The sequence below is a fragment of the Arthrobacter sp. ov407 genome (assembly GCF_900102895.1).
In the GTDB taxonomy this organism is placed as follows: domain Bacteria; phylum Actinomycetota; class Actinomycetes; order Actinomycetales; family Micrococcaceae; genus Arthrobacter.
Genome location: NZ_FNGD01000002.1, coordinates 122,644 through 140,863, shown reverse-complemented (window position 1 = coordinate 140,863; position 18,220 = coordinate 122,644). Strand labels below are relative to the sequence as shown.

Here is an 18,220-nt window from a genome sequence, read left to right as displayed (position 1 = left end):
GTCAGGGAACGGAAGCAGTCAATGGAGACAATCGCCAGCCGGGTGGATGCGATGAGCACAGCGTATGCCGCGAACCGGGAGGCCCAGCTGGGGCTGGCCGGGGAGTTGAGGGAACGGCTCGCCGCCGCAGCGCTGGGCGGGCCGGCAAAGTCCCGGGAACGCCACGTGGCGCGCGGCAAACTCCTGCCGCGCGAACGCATCGACCGGCTGCTCGATGACGGCAGCCCGTTCCTGGAGATCGCCCCGCTCGCGGCGGACGGCATGTACGACGGCGACTCTCCCGGCGCCGGCGTCATCGCCGGAATCGGCCTGGTGCACGGCCGGCAGGTGCTGGTCATTTCCAACGACGCCACGGTCAAGGGCGGCACGTACTATCCGATGACGGTGAAGAAGCATCTCCGCGCGCAGGAAATCGCCCTGGAGAACCGGCTGCCCTGCATCTATCTCGTGGATTCCGGCGGCGCGTTCCTGCCCAAACAGGACGAGGTCTTCCCGGACAAGGAGCACTTCGGCCGGATCTTCTTCAACCAGGCGAGGATGTCCGCGGCGAAGATCCCGCAGATCGCCTCCGTGATGGGCTCCTGCACCGCCGGCGGCGCGTATGTCCCCGCGATGAGCGATGAGACCGTGATTGTCCGTAACCAGGGCACCATCTTCCTGGGCGGCCCGCCGCTGGTGAAGGCCGCGATCGGCGAAATCGTCACGGCGGAGGAACTTGGCGGCGGCGACGTGCACTCGAAGATCTCCGGGGTCACGGACCACCTGGCCGAGAACGATGAGCACGCCCTCCAGATCGTCCGGGACATCGTCTCCACCCTGCCGAAGCCTTCCGCGCCCGTCTGGGACGTGGACACCGCCGTCGAACCCGTCGCCGACCCGGACGAGCTCTACGGCGCCGTTCCCACGGACGTCAACGCCCAGTACGACGTGCGCGAAGTCATCGCCCGGCTGGTGGACGGCAGCAAGTTCCACGAGTTCAAGAAGAACTACGGCACCACCCTGGTCACGGGCTTCGCGAAGCTGCATGGCCACCCGGTGGGCATCGTGGCCAACAACGGAGTGCTGTTCAGCGAGTCCTCGCTCAAGGGCGCGCACTTCATCGAACTGTGCGATCAGCGCGGCATCCCGCTGATCTTCCTGCAGAACCTTTCCGGCTTCATGGTCGGCAAAGACTACGAGCAGGGCGGCATCGCCAAGAACGGCGCCAAGATGGTCACGGCCGTCGCGACCGCCCGGGTCCCCAAGCTCACGGTGGTGATCGGCGGGTCCTTCGGCGCCGGCAACTACTCGATGTGCGGGCGGGCCTACTCGCCGCGCTTCCTGTGGATGTGGCCCGCGTCGCGGATCTCCGTGATGGGCGGCAACCAGGCCTCCAGCGTGCTCGCCACCGTGAAGCGGGACCAGTACGAGGCCCGCGGCGAGGAATGGTCCGCCGCGGACGAGGAAGCGTTCAAGGCCCCGATCAAGGCCCAGTACGAGGACCAAGGCAGCCCCTACTACTCCACCGCCCGCCTCTGGGACGACGGCGTGATCGACCCCGCGGACACCCGCACCGTCCTGGGACTGGCGCTCGACGTCGTCTCCCGCACCCCACTGCCGGAGACCTCCTTCGGCCTGTTCCGGATGTGAGCCAGCTGTGACTATTTCTTTGTCTCCTGCACCTTCGACACTCCAGAAGCCCCTGTTCGGCACCGTCCTGGTCGCCAACCGCGGCGAGATCGCCTGCCGCGTCATCCGGACCCTGCGCGCCCTGGGAATCCGTTCGGTCGCCGTATATTCCGACGCCGACGCCGACGCCCGGCACGTGCGGGAAGCCGACGTCGCGGTCCGGATCGGCCCGGCCGCCGCCACCGAGAGCTACCTTAAGATCGAGGCAATCCTGAAGGCCTGCCGCGATACCGGCGCCGAGGCCGTGCACCCGGGCTACGGCTTCCTGAGCGAGAACGTCGACTTCGCCCGCGCCCTTCAGGACGCCGGGATCACGTTCATCGGCCCCGGCGTCGAATCCCTCAACGTCATGGGCGACAAGATCCGCTCCAAGAACCACGTCACCGGCTACGGCGTCCCCGTGGTGCCGGGCATCGCCGAACCCGGCATGACCGACGCGCAGCTGATCGAGGCCGCGGCCGGCGTCGGGTTCCCGCTGCTGATCAAGCCCTCCGCCGGCGGCGGCGGGAAGGGCATGCACATCGTGGAGCGGCCCGAAGACTTGGAATCCACCCTGGCCACCGCCCGCCGGGTCGCCGCGAGTGCCTTCGGCGACGACACTTTGTTCCTGGAACGGCTCGTGCTCACCCCGCGGCACATCGAAGTCCAGGTCCTCGCGGACAACCACGGCAACGTCATTCATCTGGGGGAGCGCGAGTGCTCGCTGCAGCGCCGCCACCAGAAGGTCATCGAGGAGGCGCCGTCCCCGTTGCTGGAATCCCTGCCCGACGGCGCGGAAATCCGGGCCCGTCTGGGCGAGGCCGCCTGCAACGCCGCACGCAGTGTCAACTACTCCGGCGCCGGCACCGTGGAATTCCTGGTCTCGGACAATGCCCCGGACGAGTTCTTCTTCATGGAGATGAACACCCGCCTTCAGGTCGAGCACCCCGTCACCGAGATGGTCACCGGCATCGACCTCGTCGAGTGGCAGGTGCGTATCGCCGCCGGCGAGGAACTCACGGTGACCCAGGCCGACGTCGTCCTTACCGGCCACTCGGTGGAGGCACGGGTCTACGCCGAGGTCCCGGAGAAGAACTTCCTGCCGTCCATCGGACAGGTCGTGCTGCTGGACGAACTGCCCGACACCGCGAGTGGCAAGGTCCGTGTCGACTCGGCCCTGCTGGAGGGCCTCCAAATCTCCAGCAGCTACGACCCGATGATTTCCAAGGTCATCGCGTGGGGCGAGGACCGGGCGGAGGCTTTGGACACCCTCGATGAGGCGCTCGCCGGGTATACCGCGCTGGGCATCGACACCAACGTCGAATACCTGCGGCTGCTGATCAACGACGCCGACGTCCGCGCCGGACGGCTCGACACCGGCCTGATCGAACGGAAAATGCCGGAGTTCAGCTTCCGGCATGCGGGCGACTTCGAGGTGGCCGCTGTTGCCGTCTTCGCCGCCGCGATGCATGAGCATGAAATGCAGGACGCCGGGACGGGCCCTTGGCATCTCGCTAACGGGTGGAGGCTCGGTGCAGCTGCCCCGCGCCGGATCAGCCTGGGGACCCCCGGTGGCGGTATCGCCACGGTGGAGGTGTCCGGCTCGTTGGCGCGGGGGACGGCGACTGTGGCCGTCGACGGCGGCCCGCGACGCTCGGCATCATTTCGGTCCACCAAGCGAGGCCGGGCGGAGTTGACTCTGGGCGACGAATCCCGCAGTTACGCGCTCGTGCCGGTCCCCCGCGGGCCCGTCCCCCCTGGCCCCGGCAACCCGATGCCAACGGAAGTGTTCCTCGGCAACGAGGGCTGGTCCTGCCGCCTCGAGGTGCTCACCCGGGAGACTCGGCTCGCCCGGGTGCTGGCCGCGATCGAACGCGAGGAAGGCGCCGCCGACCCGGCGGTGCGCTCGCCGATGCCCGGCACCGTGGTATCCGTGTCCGTCGGCAACGGTGACACTGTGGAGGCCGGCCAGGTCCTGCTCTCCGTGGAGGCGATGAAGATGGAGCACCAGCTCGTGGCGCCCCTCGACGGAACCGTCCACATCAGCGTCGGTTCCGGCGACCTCGTCAAGGCAGACCAGGTGCTGGCGACGATCCACCCGGCTGTCCCGACTGAACCTTCGAAAGCCGAGGACACGATCGAGGAAGAGGTCATCGCGATGGGCGCGGCCGAATGAACCCACCGTACTGACGCAGGACTGACGCAGGCGGAGTCACCGCCGGTTACTGATCCCCAGCTGTTTTGAACACCGCTTTTTTGAACACAGCTCAGCCAACACCCCTTATTTACAGACCACAGAAGTACCTCAGACACAGGAGTCATCCCCATGACAGATTTTGAACTCAGCGAGGATTACCAGATCCTTAGCGACACCGTCCGCGAATTCGCCGACGACGTGGTTGCCCCGGTCTCGGCCAAGCACGATGCGGAACACAGCTTCCCCTACGAGATCGTCTCCCAGATGGCGGACATGGGCCTGTTCGGCCTGCCGTTCCCGGAAGAGTTCGGCGGCATGGGCGGGGACTACTTCGCCCTGGCCCTGTCCCTGGAACAGCTCGGCCGGGTGGACCAGTCCGTCGCGATCACCCTCGAGGCCGGCGTCTCCCTCGGCGCGATGCCCATCCACCGCTTCGGCAACGACGCGCAGAAGCAGGAATGGCTGCCGCTGCTGGCCTCCGGCAAGGCGCTCGCCGGCTTCGGCCTGACCGAGCCCGAAGCCGGCTCGGACGCCGGCGGCACCAAGACCACGGCCAAGCTGGGCGGCGGTGAATGGGTGATCAACGGCAACAAGGAGTTCATCACCAACTCCGGCACCGACATCACCAAGCTTGTCACCGTCACAGCGGTCACCGGCCAGGAAGAGCGCCCGGACGGCAGCGTCAAGAAGGAAATCTCCACCATCCTGGTGCCCACCAACACCAAGGGCTTCAAAGCCGAGAAGGCCTACAACAAGGTCGGCTGGAACGCCTCGGACACCCACCCGCTGACGCTGGACAACGTCCACGTCCCCGAGGAAAACCTGCTGGGCACCCGGGGCCGCGGCTACGCCAACTTCCTCTCCATCCTGGACGAGGGCCGGATCGCGATCGCGGCTCTGGCCGTCGGCGCGGCCCAGGGCTGCGTGGACCAGTCGGTGAAATACGCCAAGGAACGCAGCGCCTTCGGGCAGAACATCGGCAAGTACCAGGCCATTGCATTCAAGATCGCCCGGATGGAAGCACGCGCCCACACGGCCCGCCTGGCCTACTACGACGCGGCCGCCCGGATGCTGGCCGGCAAGCCGTTCAAGACGCAGGCCGCCATCGCTAAGATGGTCGCAGGCGAGGCAGCCATGGACAACGCGCGGGACGCCACCCAGGTGTTCGGCGGCTATGGCTTCATCAACGATTTCACCGTGGCGCGCCACTACCGCGACTCCAAGATCCTTGAAGTCGGCGAGGGCACCACGGAGGTCCAGCTGATGCTGATCGCCCGCGAACTGGGACTGTAGCCGGCCGGAAGGATCACTGATGATCAACAAAGTTGTTGCCAGCGCCGCCGAGGCTGTCGCGGACATCCACGACGGCGCCTCCCTCGCCGTCGGCGGGTTCGGGCTGTGCGGCATCCCCGTGACCCTGATCGACGCCCTGCACGAGCGCGGTGCCACGGATCTGGAAACCGTCAGCAACAACTGCGGTGTCGACGACTGGGGCCTCGGAATCCTGCTCAAGGACGGCCGGATCCGGCGGACCATCAGCTCCTACGTGGGGGAGAACAAGGAGTTTGCCCGGCAGTACCTCGCCGGCGAGCTGGAGGTGGTCCTCACCCCGCAGGGCACGCTGGCCGAAAAGCTGCGCGCCGGCGGCGCCGGCATTCCCGCCTTCTACACCCCGGCCGGCGTCGGAACCCAGGTGTCCGACGGCGGCCTGCCGCAGAAGTACGACGCCGAGGGCAACGTCGCGATCGCCTCCGCCCCCAAGGAAGTCCGCAGCTTCCACGGCGCCGACTACGTGCTGGAAGAAGCGCTGACACCGGACTTCGGCCTCGTGCACGCCTGGAAGGGCGACCGGCACGGCAACCTGGTCTTCCACGCCACCGCCATGAATTTCAACCCGCTGTGCGCCATGGCCGGGAAGATCACGATCGCCGAGGTCGAGGAACTCGTGCAGCCGGGGGAGCTGGACCCGGAGCACGTCCACGTCCCGGGGATCTTCGTCCAGCGCGTGGTGCTGGCCCCGCAGGGCGAGAAACGCATTGAGAAGCGGACGGTTGCAGTGACCACCGGCGCCTCCGGCGCACCAAAACTGTCACCAGAGCAGGCAGGAGCATAGCCGTGGAAACGAACAAAGCCCAAGACGCCCCGCCCCGTCCCGAGGCCGTGCGCCACGAATACCGGCGCTCCGCCCTCGAGCACCCCGCCGGTGTTGAGAGCAAGGGCTGGACCCGCAACGAACTCGCCGCCCGGGTGGCGCAGGAACTGCACAACGGCCAGTACGTCAACCTGGGCATCGGCATGCCGACGCTGATCCCCAACTACATTCCCGCCGGCGTCGAGGTGGTGCTGCATTCGGAGAACGGCATCCTGGGCGTCGGGCCCTACCCGGCCGAGGATGAGATCGATCCGGACCTGATCAATGCCGGCAAGGAAACCGTCACGGTCAACAAGGGCGCGGCGTTCTTCGATTCCGCCGCCTCCTTCGGCATGATCCGGGGCGGCCACGTCGATGTGGCCGTGCTCGGCGCCATGGAGGTCGCCGCCAACGGCGACCTCGCCAACTGGATGATCCCCGGCAAGATGGTCAAGGGCATGGGCGGCGCGATGGACCTCGTGTTCGGGGCCAAGAAGGTGATCGTGATGATGGATCACGTGGACCGCAACGGCAGGCCGAAAATCGTGCCGACCTGCACACTGCCGCTGACCGGCAAGGGCTGCGTGGACCGGATCATCACCGACCTCGCCGTGATCGACGTCGTGACCGACGCCGGGCCGCCCCGGCTGGTGCTGCGCGAACTGGCGCCCAACGTGTCCGTGGAGGACGTCGTGGCCGCCACCGGAGCCGAACTCTTTGAGGAAGACCAGGAACTGACCGTATGACTGACGCAGACCGATCCGCCCCAAGCCCCGTTGCCGGCACCCCCCGGGTGATCGAGCAGCGCGGCCTCTATTTCGATGAGCTGGAGGAGGGCGTGGTCTATGCCCACCGGCCGGGCCGGACGGTCACGGAGACGGATAACGTCTTGTTCACCACCATGACCATGAACACCCAGGCCCTGCACCTCGACGCGGCCTGGAGCGCGGGGCAGCCGTTCGGCCAGCGGCTGATGAATTCGATGTTCACCCTGGCCACCGTGGTGGGCCAGTCCGTGCCGCAGCTGACCCAGGGCACCATCATCGCCCAGCTGGGCCTGACGGATGTGTCCTTTCCGCGCCCGCTCTACCACGGGGACACCCTGTACACGGAGACGGTGGTCACCGGGAAACGGCTGTCCGCGTCCCGCCCCGGCCAGGGCATCGTGACCATGCAGCACACCGGGCGGAACCAGCGCGGGGAGGTGGTGGCGCTCGCCGCCCGCAGCTGCCTGATGTGGACACGCGAAGCCCACGCCGCTGCCGAGCTGGAAGCTGCGCAAAAGGGGACAATAGAGACATGAGTTTCCTGATGGGTCCTGCCCTCCTGTTCTGCCCCGCCGACCGCCCCGAGCGGTACCAGAAAGCCGCCGAGCGCTCCGATACCGTGATCGTGGACCTCGAGGACGCCGTCGCCCCCGCCGACAAGCAGCGGGCCCGCGGCGCCATCCTCGCCCAACTCGGCGCCACCGGCGACGTCCCGGAACTGGATCCGAGCCGCACCATCATCCGGGTCAACCCGGCCGGCACGGACGAGTTCGAGAAGGACCTGCACTGCCTCAAGCACACGCCCTACCGGCACATCATGCTGGCCAAGGCGGAGAGCGCCGCACAGCTGAAGGAGCTCGAGGGCTATAGCGTGATTGCCCTCTGCGAGACGGCAGCGGGCGTCCTCAACGCCGCCGCCATCGCCGCAGAACCCAATGTAGTGGCCCTGATGTGGGGTGCAGAGGACCTGCTGGCGTCGCTCGGCGGAACCTCCAGCAGGACCGAAGACGGCAGCTACCGTGCCGTCGCGCTGCACGCCCGCTCCACCGTGCTCCTGGCCGCCGGCGCCTTCGGCAAGGACGCGATCGACGCCGTCTACGTCAACATCCCGGATCTGGCCGGGCTGGCCCTCGAGGCCCGTGACGCCGTAGCCTCCGGATTCGCTTCCAAAGCCTGCATCCACCCGGACCAGGTGGCGGTGGTCCGCGAAGCCTACGCTCCGTCCGAGGCCGACATTGCCGCAGCCAGGGAACTGCTCGAAGCGGCCGCCGCGGCAGGCTCCGGCGTGTTCCAGTACAAGGGAAAGATGGTCGACGGCCCGATCCTCAAGCACGCCGAGTCCGCCCTGCGCCGCGCCGGAGCGTAGCGGAGCCGAAGTTCCGGCCCTCGCCCAGCACGCCACCGAAGTCTGCCGAGGTGGGGCTCTGTCCGGCTGAACCTCGTTGATTCGCCACAGATGGCCGCATTGGCGGTCCTATTGCGGCCACCTGCGTCGAATGGCTGCTCCGTGAGGCGCAGCCCGTGGCCGGCGCGTCCTCAGCGGCGCCAGAGGTAGCGGTTCTCCGGCCGGCCCGCCGCTCCGTAGCGGGGCGTCAGCCGGGCATGGCCGTGAACCACGAGGTACTCGAGGTAACGGCGTGCACTGACCCGGGACAGGCCCAGTTGCAGCGCCAGGCCGGCAGCGGAGACGTCCTCGGGACTGGCCTTCAGCGCCTCGATGACCGCGTCCAGGGTGGGGCGGGAGAGTCCCTTGGGCAACCGCACGGCGGGCTGGCCCGGCGGCACCGGCTGGGCAGACTGTCCCGCCGGAGGTTCGGCCACCGCGGCGCGGCGGGAGGGAGCCACCAGGCGGTCGATGCTTGCCTGGTCCAGCGGTCCGGCGGCGCCCGAGGCCAGTTCCTCCCGCAGCATGACGTACTCGTCCAGCCGTTCGATCAATGCCTGCGAGGAGAAGGGCTTGACCAGGTAGTGCAGCACCCCGCCGGCCATCGCACCCCGGACCGTGTCAAGCTCCCGGGACGCGGTTATCACGAGGACATCCACAGGCCGCCGGCGCCCGCGCAGCCGCTGCAGGACGTCCAAGCCGGACATGTCCGGCAGGTGAATGTCCAGCAACACCAGCTCCGGCCCGAGCTCCGCGGCCAGATCGAGGCCCTGCTGCCCGGTGTGGGCCATGGCCACGACGTCGAATCCGCCGCGTGCCAGCAGGAACCCGTGATGGATCCCGGCCACTGCTACGTCATCGTCAATGATGAGGGTGCGTATGGCGCTCATTGCTTCTGTAGTTCCGCCTCTTTTGTCCTGAGCACTACCGAGAAGCAGGCTCCGCCCAATGCCGATGAGGAGACCGCTGCCCGGCCTCCGCGCCGGAGGGCAACCCGCTGGACCAGGGCCAGCCCAAACCCGCGGCTGTTGATTCCCGCGGCCTCCTTGCTGGTCACGCCGGGCTCGAACACTTTAGCGCGTTCGGGCACGGGGACGCCGGGTCCGTCGTCCTCCACAACAATGGTCCGCCCGCCGTCAGCGCTCTCGCCCAGCCGAATGGCAACAGTGCTGTCATAGCCCGCAGCGTCCACAGCGTTGTCGATCAGGTTGCCCAGGACCGTGATGACGTCGCCCGATTCATCGGCGGAGCAGAGCGAATCCGGGCTGACGATGATCTCGATGCCGCGCTCGGCGCAGACTGTGGACTTGGCGATCAGCAGGGCCTGGACCCCATGATCGGTGATTCCGGGCGCCTGCGGCCGGTTCGCGAAGACGGCGTCGTTGTGGCTGCGGCCCAGGTATTCGATGGCCTTGTCCTGTTTTCCGAGCTCCAGCAGCCCGGAAATGACGTGCAGTTTGTTGGCGAATTCGTGCGCCTGGGCGCGGAGGGCCTGCGTCACGTCCACGGCGCCGTCGCGGTCACGCAGGATGGTGTGCAGTTCCGTGCGGTCCCGCAGAATCAGCACCTTGCCGACTTCGCGGCCGTCGACAGTGGCCGCATTGACCTTGCCCAGCAGGATCCGCTCGCCCGAGAGCACCAGTTCCTCCGTGGCGGACCCGGCCGAGAGCAAGCGGAGCACCGCCGGTTCCAGGCTCGCCGCGGCGGGCGTCCCGGTGATGTCCCCGGCCAGCGCGAGCAGGCGGCGTGCCTCGTCATTGACCAGCGCGATCCTGCCGTCGGCGTCCACCGCCACGAGCCCTTCGCCCAGGCCATGGAGCATGGCGTCGCGGGTTTCCAGCAGGGCCGCGATGTCCTCGGGCTCGAGCTTGTAGATCCGCCGCCAGACCAGTTTCGAGACGTACATCGCGCCGAGGGAACTCAGCAGCGCCGCCCCGAGCAGCCAGCCGAACAGCTGCGGCATGTCCTCATTGAGGTCGGCGGCAAGGGTGCTCTCCAGCACCCCCACGGATGCGGAGCCGATCACCGCGCCGGCCGCATCGAAGATGGGAACCTTCACCCGCCAGGACTCACCGAGCGTGCCCGTCTGGGTGCCCACGTAGATCTCCCCGGACAGGGGCACGGAGGGATCGGTGGAAACCGGCCGGCCGATCTCCGCCGGATTGGGGTGCGACTGCCGGACCCCGTGCCGGTCGGTCACCACCACATAGGTGACATTGGATGCCTGCCGGATGACTTCCGCGATCGGCTGGATGGTCTGGGCCGGCGACGGCGTTCCGAACGCCTTGATGACGGAGGGCAGCTGGGCAACACTTTCGGCCACGCCGATCAGGCGGCCTTTGTAGGCGTCCCGGAGCTGTTGTTCCTGCATCCTGATGGTCACGGCCCCCACCGCCGTGAGGACAGCCAGCACGATGCCCAGCTGCAATGCGACCAGCTGGAACCGTAGGGGAATCCTGTGAAACATGTCACAAGTTTCGCATCGGGAACGCCGGCCGCCCGCCAAAAAGACGGCCGCGGCCGTGACCAATATGACCACTACTACCTCTAAGGCCAAATTCTGTTGCCCTTCGCCGGGCGCTCCTAGGGTCAGTGACGTGATTCCAATGATGTGCATCACATTCGCTCAAGGAGAAACCATGACTTCGCAGAACTTTTTCACGCGGCCCACCCACACCCGCCGCGCCGCCCTCATTGCCGGAGCCGCCGGAGTTGTTCTGGCCATGTCCGCCTGCGCAGGAAGCGGAACCGGCGCGTCCGCGGGCGGCGACTCGATCAAGAAGCTCAGCATCATTGTCCCGGCCAACCCGGGCGGCGGCTGGGACCAGACCGGACGGGCCATGCAGCAGGACCTGCAGTCCAACAAGCTCGTCTCCTCCGCCCAGGTCACCAACATCGGCGGCGGCGGCGGGACCAACGGGCTTGCCAAGCTTGCCACCGAGAAGGACGTCAACACCCTCATGGTGATGGGCTACGTCATGGTGGGCGCAGTCGAGACCAACGGCGCCAAGACACGGCTCGAAGACACCACACCGATCGCCCGGCTCACCGAAGAGCCGCTGGTCATCGTGGTGCCGGCGTCGTCGAAGTACCAGTCCGTCGCCGACCTCGTGGCGGACATCAAGGCCAACGGCAAGGGCGTGGCCATCACCGGTGGCTCGGCCGGCGGCGCGGACCACATCCTGGCCGGGCAGATCCTGAAATCCCAGGGCGTGGAGGCGGACAAGCTGAACTACATCGGCTACTCCGGCGGCGGCGAATCCATCGCCGCACTGCTCGGCAACAAAGTCCAGGCCGGCATCTCCGGCGTGGGCGAGTACGCCGAACAGGTCAAGGCCGGCAAGGTCCGGGCCCTGGCCGTCTCCGGAAAGGTCGAGGCCCCGGCGCTTCCCGGCATCAAGCCGCTCAAGGACCAGGGGATCGACGTCGTGCTGACCAACTGGCGCGGCGTGGTGGCGCCGGGCTCCATCGACGACGCCCAGCGCGCGAAGCTGACCGACGTCGTCACCAAGCTGCACGCCTCCGAGGCCTGGAAGTCCACGCTGACCAAGAACAACTGGGACGACGCCTTCCTGGCCGGTGACGGTTTCAAGACCTTCCTGACCGAAGACATCGCCAAGGTCAAGACCACCCTGACCCAGATCGGCCTGGTCAAGTAACAGTGTCTTCCCTCGTATCAGAGTCCCCACCCGTAGCAACGCCCGCCAAACGGCCGACGGGGGAGATCCTGTTCGCCCTCGTGTTCGTCAGCGTGGGCGTCGCGGGCCTGGTGACGGCGGGATCCATTCCGATCCCGCCGTCGGAGACCGGCATCGGCCCGCGCGCCTTCCCCTACATTGTGTGCGGCATGCTGGTGCTGTGCGGCGCCGGGGTGGTCCTGCAGGTCCTCCGCGGCAAGGTCGGGCAGGCCGAGGACAGCGAAGACCTGGACGTGACCGCCAAGACCGACTGGGTGGCCCTCGCCAAGCTGGTGGGCTTCGTGGTGCTGCACATCTTCCTGATCGAGCCGGCCGGCTGGCCGGTGGCAGCGGCTGTGCTCTTCAGCGGTGCCGCTTGGTCCCTGGACGCCAAACCCCTCTGGAAGGTGATCACCGTGTCGGTGGTCTTGGCGCTGGTGCTGCAGTACGTCTTCGGCGGGCTGCTGGGCGTGTCCCTGCCGCCGGGGCCGCTGCTGGAGGGGGTGGCCTTCTTCCATGGATAGCTTCATGCTCCTGCTCGAAGGGTTCTCCACCGCGCTGCAGCCCGTCTACCTGCTCTACGCCCTGGGCGGGGTCTTCGTCGGCACCGCCGTGGGCGTGCTGCCCGGCATTGGCCCGGCCATGACCGTGGCCCTGCTCATGCCCATCACCTATGCGCTGGACCCTGCCGCGGCGCTGATCGTGTTCGCCGGGATCTACTACGGCGGCATGTACGGCGGTTCCACCACCTCCATCCTGCTGAACACGCCGGGCGAATCCTCCTCGATCGTCACGGCGCTCGAAGGCAACAAGATGGCCAAGGCCGGCAGGGGAGCGGCGGCCCTGGCGACGGCGGCAATCGGATCCTTCATCGCCGGCACCATCGCCACGGTCCTGCTGACCTTCCTGGCGCCCGTCGTGGCCGATTTCGCCGTCGGCCTCGGCCCCGTGGACTACGTGGCCCTCATGGTGGTGGCCTTCCTGACTGTCGGAGCGCTGCTGGGCGCCTCCGTCCTGCGTGGCCTGGCCTCCCTTGCCCTCGGGCTGTTCATCGGCCTGATCGGCATCGATGACAGCACGGCCCAGCAGCGCTTCACGTTCGATAACCCCACCCTGGTGGACGGTGTGGACATGGTCCTCGTGGCCGTGGGCCTCTTTGCGCTCGGTGAGGCGCTTTACGTCGCTTCCAAGCTGCGGCACGGCCCCGTGGAGCTCATCCCGGTCAGCAAGGGCAAAAACGCCTGGCTGTCCAAGGAGGACTGGAAGCGGTCCTGGAAGCCGTGGCTGCGTGGAACCTTCATCGGGTTCCCGATCGGCACCGTCCCGGCAGGCGGCGCGGACGTCTCCACGTTCCTGTCCTACGCGGCCGAGCGGAAGCTGGCCAAGGGCGCCAACAAGGCCCAGTTCGGCAAGGGCGCGATCGAGGGCGTCGCGGGACCGGAAGCGGCCAACAACGCGGCGGCCGCCGGTGTGCTGGTGCCGTTGCTGACCCTGGGCATCCCGACGACGGCGACGGCGGCCATGATGCTCACGGCGTTCCAGCGCTACCAGATCCAGCCCGGCCCGCTCCTGTTCGAAAACCAGGGGGCGCTTGTCTGGACCCTGATCGCGTCGCTGTATGTCGGCAACCTCATGCTGCTGGTACTGAACCTGCCGCTGGTGGGCCTGTGGGTGAAGATCCTGCAGATCCCACGGCCCTACCTCTACGCCGGCATCCTGGTCTTCGCCGCCCTCGGAGCGTTCTCGGTGAACTTCTCGCCGAGCGACGTCGGAATCCTGCTGGTGGTGGGCATCCTGGGCTACTTCATGCGCCGCTACGGCTACCCCGTGGCGCCCATGGTGGTGGCGATGATCCTGGGACCGATGTTCGAGGTGCAGTTGCGCCGCTCGCTGCAGCTCTCGCAGAACGACCCCACGGCACTGTTCTCCTCGCCGTTCGCCCTGGTGGTGTACGTCTCCATGGCGCTGATCTTCGCCGCCTCGTGGTGGCTGCGCCGCCGCCAGGCAGCGGTGGAGGCTGCGCCGGTGCGGGAGCAGGTGTCTGTCTAGGCGCGAACGTTCCACTGACTTGCCGCAGATGGCCGGAATGGTGACCCCATTCCGGCCATCTGCGTCCAACGGCCGCACGAGATCGCACAGGCCGGCGCTGGGCCGCCCGGAAAACGGATTCAAGCCCCCGGCGGCAGGCGCGACGGCGGGATGGCAACAGACAGCGGGGTCCGGATCCAGCGCTGGCCCGTCGCGCGGAACTCGGCCCGGGTGGAGAAACGGTAGAGGTAGCTGCTGGCACGCACCCAGTGGGGCCGTTCGCCGTCGAACGGATCATGGCGCAGCAGTCGCAGCGTGGGCCGGTCCGCCGCCAGCAGCTTGGCCAGGAACGCGTAAAACCACTCTTCGTGCACGGTACGCAGCGGCAGGAACCACATCAGCCAGTCAAGCCGCAGGTGGTACGGGGCGTACTGGCGCGGGATGCGCCGGACGTCTCCCGGCTTACCCTTGAATCCATACTCCCGCCAGTCCGCGTCGTCCCCGGGTTCCGCGTCGAGGGTCCCCTCCACCACGATCTCGATCCGCCGCTTCGTGACCGTGCCGAACGCGCCGTAGGTGTTCACAAGCTGCCAGCGGTTGAAGGAGGCGTTCATCAGCTGATGGTGGGAGAAAAGATTCTCGATGGGCCGGTAGCTGAGCACCACCAGCAGCACGGTGGCGACCAGGACCACCACGAGCCACGGGACCGGCGCCTGGCTGCCGGCCGAGGCTCCGGCCGCTGCTCCTGCTGCTGACGCCGGGGCGTTCCAGTCGAGCGGGATCGCCGGAAACACGGCGTGGGCCACGGGATCGCTGACCGCCGCGAACGCCAGGATGATCGCCATCCAGTTCAGCCAGGCGAAATTTCCGCTCGCCACCAGCCACAGCTGGGTGAAGATGACGATCCCGGCGGCGGCGCTGGCCAGGGGCTGCGGGGCAAAGAGGAAGAACGGCACCACCAGTTGGGCGAAGTGGTTCCCCAGGACCTCCAGCCGGTGCCAGGCCTTGGGGAGCAGGTGGGCCTGCCGGCTCAGCGGCCCCGGCATCGGCTGGGTCTCGTGGTGGTAGTAGAGGGCCGTCAGGTCCCGCCACTCCTGGCCGCCCCGGATCTTGATCAGGCCGGCGCCGAACTCCAGCCGGAACACCAGCCAGACCAGCAGGATCAGGATGGGCCTGGGCGGGGGAGTCTGGTCGGAGCCGAGGAAGGCCACCGTGAACCCGGCCTCCAGCAGCAGCATCTCCCAGCCGAACCCGTAAAACGTCTGCCCCACGTTCACGATCGACATGTACAACAGCCACAGGGTCAGGAACGCGAGCAGCGGAACCCACGGCGGCCCGAGCTGGGGAAGCCCGGCCATGAGCGTGGCGGCAACGGCCATCCCGCTCCAGCAGACTGTCCGCAGCAGCCGGTCCGAGTAGCGCCAGCGGAACAGGCTGGGCCGGCCCAGCCGGTTGAACCACTCGAGATACTCCGGCACCGGCAACAGGCCGCGCTCGCCGAGGAGCGCCGGGAACTGGTTACGCGAGGAGAGGAAGGCCACGAGGTAAAGGGTGGCGATGCTGCGCTGCAGCACCTGCCGGGCGAACTCGTACTCCGGCGCGTCGAACCAAGCGGTCCACTCCACGTTTTCCACGTTACGCCTCCGCTCTGCTGCGTCAACGAGTGGCGGCGACCCGCCGGCGCGCGGAAACGGGGCAACCCGAGCACAGAACGGAGTGCGGGATACTTGTTGCATGCAGCCGCGCAAAATCGTCCTCCTCGGGTCCACCGGGTCCATCGGCACGCAGGCGATTGACGTCGTCGACGGCGCCCCGCACCTTTTTGAGGTGGTGGCGCTCAGCGCCGGCGGTGGCAACCTCGAACTCCTTGCCCGGCAAGCCGTCCACACCCGCGCCCAGGCCGTCGGTGTCGCGTCCGGGGATGCCTCCGCCCTCCGGGACCTGATCGCCGACGCCGCCCGCGCGGCAGGACTCATCGGGTACAGCCCCGAGATCGTCACCGGCCCGGATGCCTCCACCCGGATCGCGGAAATCAGCGCCGACGTCGTCCTCAACGGCATCACCGGCTCGATCGGGCTTGCCCCCACCCTGGCCGCGCTCCGCTCCGGTGCCACGCTGGCACTGGCCAACAAGGAGTCCCTGATCGTCGGCGGTGCCCTGGTCAAGGCCGCTGCCCGCGAAGGGCAGATCGTGCCCGTGGATTCGGAGCATTCGGCCATTGCCCAATGTTTGCGCTCCGGCTCCGCCGCGGAAGTGGACCGGCTGATCCTGACGGCATCGGGCGGCCCGTTCCGCGGCAAGACCCGGGACGAGCTGCATGACGTCTCGCCGCAGGACGCCCTCGCCCACCCCACGTGGGACATGGGCCTCATGGTTACCACCAACTCCGCCAGCCTGGTCAACAAGGGCCTGGAGGTGATCGAGGCGCACCTGCTCTTCGACATCCCGCTGGAGAGGATCGACGTCGTGGTCCACCCGCAGTCCGTGGTGCACTCCATGGTCCAGTTCGTCGACGGCTCCACGATCGCCCAGGCCTCGCCGCCGGACATGCGCCTGCCCATTGCCCTCGGTCTTGGCTGGCCGGACCGCGTCCCCGGATCCGCCAGCGCCTGCGACTGGAGCAAGGCCACCAGTTGGACGTTCGAGCCGCTGGACACCGCGGCCTTCCCCGCCGTCGCCCTCGCGAAGGCCGCCGCCCGGCAGGGCAGCACCTTCCCTGCCGTGTTCAATGCCGCGAACGAGGAAGCGGTGATGGCCTTCCACGCCGGGCAAATCCGGTTCACCGACATCGTCGACACGATTGACGCCGTCCTCAGCGAACACACAGGATCCTCCGGGCTGACGCTGGAGTCTGTGCTGGATGCTGAAAGATGGGCACGCGCCCGCACCCACGAACGTTTAGCCGTCAGAAGCGTATAGTTTTGCCAGTTTTCAGGAAGCAGCAGATCACAGCATGAGCCCCGTCCTCCTCTTTATCCTCGGTGTCGTCTTCGTGGCGATGGGCATCGCCGTGTCCATTGCCCTGCATGAAGTCGGGCACCTGCTCCCGGCCAAGCTGTTCAAAGTCCGCGTCACCAAGTACATGATCGGTTTCGGACCCACCGTCTGGTCGAAGAAGCGGGGCGAAACCGAGTACGGCCTCAAGGGCATCCCGCTGGGCGGCTACGTGTCCATGATCGGGATGTACCCGCCGAACCAGGAAGACGGCACCGTCCGCACGTCCAGCACCGGCATGTTCCAGTCGCTGGCATCCGACGCCCGCTCCCTGGCCCACGAGGAAATCGGGCCCGGCGACGAAAACCGGGTCTTCTACCGGCTGCCGGTCTGGAAAAAGGTCATCATCATGCTCGGCGGGCCCGCGATGAACCTGCTGATCGGCGTCGTGTTGACCGCGGTGCTGTTGATGGGATTCGGCACCGCCACCCAGACCACCACCATCGCGGACGTCTCCAAGTGCCAGGTCAAAGCCGGCGAAACCGTGGACCCCAACTCCGCCGACTGCAAGCTCACGCCCGCCGCGGCCGCGGGCCTGTTGCCGAACGACACCATTACCTCCTTCGACGGCAAGGCCGTCACCAGTTGGGATGAACTCACCGGCTGGATCCGCGCCTCGGCGGACAAGCAGGTCAGCATCACCGTGGAGCGCGACGGCGCCACGGTGTCCACCACCGTCACGCCCGTGCTCTCCGCCCGCCCGGTGATCGGTCCCGACGGCCGTCAGGCCAAGGCCGCCGACGGAAGCCTCCAGTACCAGGACGTCGGCTTCCTGGGCATCGGCGCCCAGACTGCACTCGTGCAGCAGCCGGCGTCGTCCGTGCTGCCGATGGCGGGGGAGAACATCAAGCAGGTTGCCGGGGTTGTGGTGAACCTGCCGGCCCGCGTGGCCGGCGTGGCCAAGGCAGCCTTCAGCGAGGAACCCCGGGACCCGAATGGTCCCATCAGCGTCGTGGGCGTGGGCCGCGTGGCCGGTGAGGTCGCCGCCATGGAGGAGGTCCCGCTGCAGTCCCGCTTCGCCGCGCTGATTGGTTTGCTGGCCGGACTGAACTTCGCCCTGGCCGTCTTCAACCTCATTCCGCTGCTGCCGCTCGACGGTGGCCACGTGGCGGGCGCGCTGTACGAGGGGGCCCGCCGCCAGATCGCCAAGCTGTTCGGCCGCCCGGATCCCGGAGCCTTCGATATCGCCAAGTTGCTTCCGGTGACGTATGTGGTGGCCGTGCTGCTGATGGGTATGGGAGCGTTGCTGATCTACGCGGACATCGTCAAGCCGGTCAACCTCTTCGGATAAGGGATCCGCGCCTGTCGTCTCAGTCAAATTCGACCGACTTTCACTTCTAAGCTTATTTCAGCTGATTTTAACTAATCAGTTGGAAGTGGTTGATTATTGTCAAT

The 18,220-nt window shown here is 67.5% G+C and carries 15 protein-coding genes; 12 read left to right on the top strand and 3 right to left on the bottom strand.

The window, feature by feature from the left end; all coding sequences use genetic code 11:
- Positions 1-21 precede the first annotated feature (21 nt).
- The 7 genes from BLS42_RS03420 (at position 22) to BLS42_RS03390 (ending at position 8,108) form a co-directional block, all read left to right on the top strand.
- Positions 22-1,629: a carboxyl transferase domain-containing protein gene (locus BLS42_RS03420; protein ID WP_090576470.1), complete on the top strand. Its 1,608-nt coding sequence runs from the start codon at positions 22-24 to the stop codon at positions 1,627-1,629.
- Between the two features lie 7 nt (positions 1,630-1,636).
- A complete protein-coding gene (locus BLS42_RS03415; RefSeq protein WP_090576467.1) occupies positions 1,637-3,823 on the top strand; it encodes an acetyl/propionyl/methylcrotonyl-CoA carboxylase subunit alpha in 2,187 nt (728 codons plus the stop codon).
- 150 nt (positions 3,824-3,973) lie between these two features.
- The gene (locus BLS42_RS03410; protein ID WP_090576464.1) at positions 3,974-5,137 is read left to right on the top strand and encodes an acyl-CoA dehydrogenase family protein; all 1,164 of its coding nucleotides are present in this window, start codon (positions 3,974-3,976) and stop codon (positions 5,135-5,137) included.
- A 19-nt stretch (positions 5,138-5,156) separates the two neighbouring features.
- A complete protein-coding gene (locus BLS42_RS03405) occupies positions 5,157-5,957 on the top strand; it encodes a CoA transferase subunit A (RefSeq protein WP_090576461.1) in 801 nt (266 codons plus the stop codon).
- Between the two features lie 2 nt (positions 5,958-5,959).
- Positions 5,960-6,721 carry a CoA transferase subunit B gene (locus BLS42_RS03400; RefSeq protein ID WP_090576458.1) on the top strand — a complete coding sequence of 254 codons (762 nt, stop codon included), beginning with the start codon at positions 5,960-5,962 and terminating at the stop codon, positions 6,719-6,721.
- A complete protein-coding gene (locus BLS42_RS03395; RefSeq protein WP_090576455.1) occupies positions 6,718-7,278 on the top strand; it encodes a MaoC family dehydratase in 561 nt (186 codons plus the stop codon). Before BLS42_RS03400 ends, BLS42_RS03395 begins: the two co-directional genes overlap by 4 nt.
- A complete protein-coding gene (locus tag BLS42_RS03390) occupies positions 7,275-8,108 on the top strand; it encodes an HpcH/HpaI aldolase/citrate lyase family protein (protein ID WP_090576452.1) in 834 nt (277 codons plus the stop codon). The genes BLS42_RS03395 and BLS42_RS03390 overlap by 4 nt, the downstream gene beginning before the upstream one ends.
- A 170-nt stretch (positions 8,109-8,278) precedes the next feature.
- Here BLS42_RS03390 and BLS42_RS03385 read toward each other — a convergent pair whose 3' ends face one another.
- Both BLS42_RS03385 and BLS42_RS03380 read right to left on the bottom strand, forming a co-directional pair.
- Complete coding sequence (locus BLS42_RS03385) at positions 8,279-9,016, bottom strand: response regulator (protein ID WP_090576450.1); 738 nt, start codon at positions 9,014-9,016, stop codon at positions 8,279-8,281.
- Positions 9,013-10,593: an ATP-binding protein gene (locus BLS42_RS03380; protein WP_090576446.1), complete on the bottom strand. Its 1,581-nt coding sequence runs from the start codon at positions 10,591-10,593 to the stop codon at positions 9,013-9,015. The genes BLS42_RS03385 and BLS42_RS03380 overlap by 4 nt, the downstream gene beginning before the upstream one ends.
- Before the next feature lie 172 nt (positions 10,594-10,765).
- Between BLS42_RS03380 and BLS42_RS03375 the strand changes: the two genes are divergently transcribed.
- Genes BLS42_RS03375 through BLS42_RS03365 form a run of 3 tightly spaced genes read left to right on the top strand, consistent with a single transcriptional unit; the run spans position 10,766 to position 13,852 of the window.
- Positions 10,766-11,785: a Bug family tripartite tricarboxylate transporter substrate binding protein gene (locus tag BLS42_RS03375; protein ID WP_090576443.1), complete on the top strand. Its 1,020-nt coding sequence runs from the start codon at positions 10,766-10,768 to the stop codon at positions 11,783-11,785.
- Positions 11,786-11,787: 2 nt separating this feature from the next.
- Positions 11,788-12,327 carry a tripartite tricarboxylate transporter TctB family protein gene (locus tag BLS42_RS03370; RefSeq protein WP_090576439.1) on the top strand — a complete coding sequence of 180 codons (540 nt, stop codon included), beginning with the start codon at positions 11,788-11,790 and terminating at the stop codon, positions 12,325-12,327.
- Positions 12,320-13,852, top strand: a complete 1,533-nt coding sequence (locus tag BLS42_RS03365) for a tripartite tricarboxylate transporter permease (protein WP_090576436.1) — start codon at positions 12,320-12,322, stop codon at positions 13,850-13,852. Before BLS42_RS03370 ends, BLS42_RS03365 begins: the two co-directional genes overlap by 8 nt.
- 119 nt (positions 13,853-13,971) lie before the next feature.
- On the opposite strand, the gene BLS42_RS03360 is transcribed toward BLS42_RS03365, so the two are convergent.
- Positions 13,972-15,456: a lipase maturation factor family protein gene (locus BLS42_RS03360; RefSeq protein ID WP_090577082.1), complete on the bottom strand. Its 1,485-nt coding sequence runs from the start codon at positions 15,454-15,456 to the stop codon at positions 13,972-13,974.
- A gap of 109 nt (positions 15,457-15,565) precedes the next feature.
- On the opposite strand from BLS42_RS03360, the gene dxr reads away from it, so the two are divergent.
- Both dxr and BLS42_RS03350 read left to right on the top strand, forming a co-directional pair.
- Positions 15,566-16,750 (top strand): 1-deoxy-D-xylulose-5-phosphate reductoisomerase, encoded by a 1,185-nt coding sequence (gene dxr, locus BLS42_RS03355; RefSeq protein WP_090576433.1) that lies wholly within the window; start codon positions 15,566-15,568, stop codon positions 16,748-16,750.
- Between the two features lie 34 nt (positions 16,751-16,784).
- Positions 16,785-18,116 (top strand): M50 family metallopeptidase, encoded by a 1,332-nt coding sequence (locus BLS42_RS03350; protein WP_090576430.1) that lies wholly within the window; start codon positions 16,785-16,787, stop codon positions 18,114-18,116.
- The last annotated feature ends 104 nt before the right edge of the window (positions 18,117-18,220 follow it).

Bases quoted from the DNA above. Each gene is read 5' to 3' on its own strand.
- BLS42_RS03420 (WP_090576470.1), top strand. From the start codon at position 22: ATGGAGACAATCGCCAGCCGGGTGGATGCGATGAGCACAGCGTATGCC.
- BLS42_RS03410 (WP_090576464.1), top strand. From the start codon at position 3,974: ATGACAGATTTTGAACTCAGCGAGGATTACCAGATCCTTAGCGACACC.
- BLS42_RS03405 (WP_090576461.1), top strand. From the start codon at position 5,157: ATGATCAACAAAGTTGTTGCCAGCGCCGCCGAGGCTGTCGCGGACATC.
- BLS42_RS03395 (WP_090576455.1), top strand. From the start codon at position 6,718: ATGACTGACGCAGACCGATCCGCCCCAAGCCCCGTTGCCGGCACCCCC.
- BLS42_RS03390 (WP_090576452.1), top strand. From the start codon at position 7,275: ATGAGTTTCCTGATGGGTCCTGCCCTCCTGTTCTGCCCCGCCGACCGC.
- BLS42_RS03385 (WP_090576450.1), bottom strand. From the start codon at position 9,016: ATGAGCGCCATACGCACCCTCATCATTGACGATGACGTAGCAGTGGCC.
- BLS42_RS03380 (WP_090576446.1), bottom strand. From the start codon at position 10,593: ATGTTTCACAGGATTCCCCTACGGTTCCAGCTGGTCGCATTGCAGCTG.
- BLS42_RS03375 (WP_090576443.1), top strand. From the start codon at position 10,766: ATGACTTCGCAGAACTTTTTCACGCGGCCCACCCACACCCGCCGCGCC.
- BLS42_RS03365 (WP_090576436.1), top strand. From the start codon at position 12,320: ATGGATAGCTTCATGCTCCTGCTCGAAGGGTTCTCCACCGCGCTGCAG.
- dxr (WP_090576433.1), top strand. From the start codon at position 15,566: ATGCAGCCGCGCAAAATCGTCCTCCTCGGGTCCACCGGGTCCATCGGC.
- BLS42_RS03350 (WP_090576430.1), top strand. From the start codon at position 16,785: ATGAGCCCCGTCCTCCTCTTTATCCTCGGTGTCGTCTTCGTGGCGATG.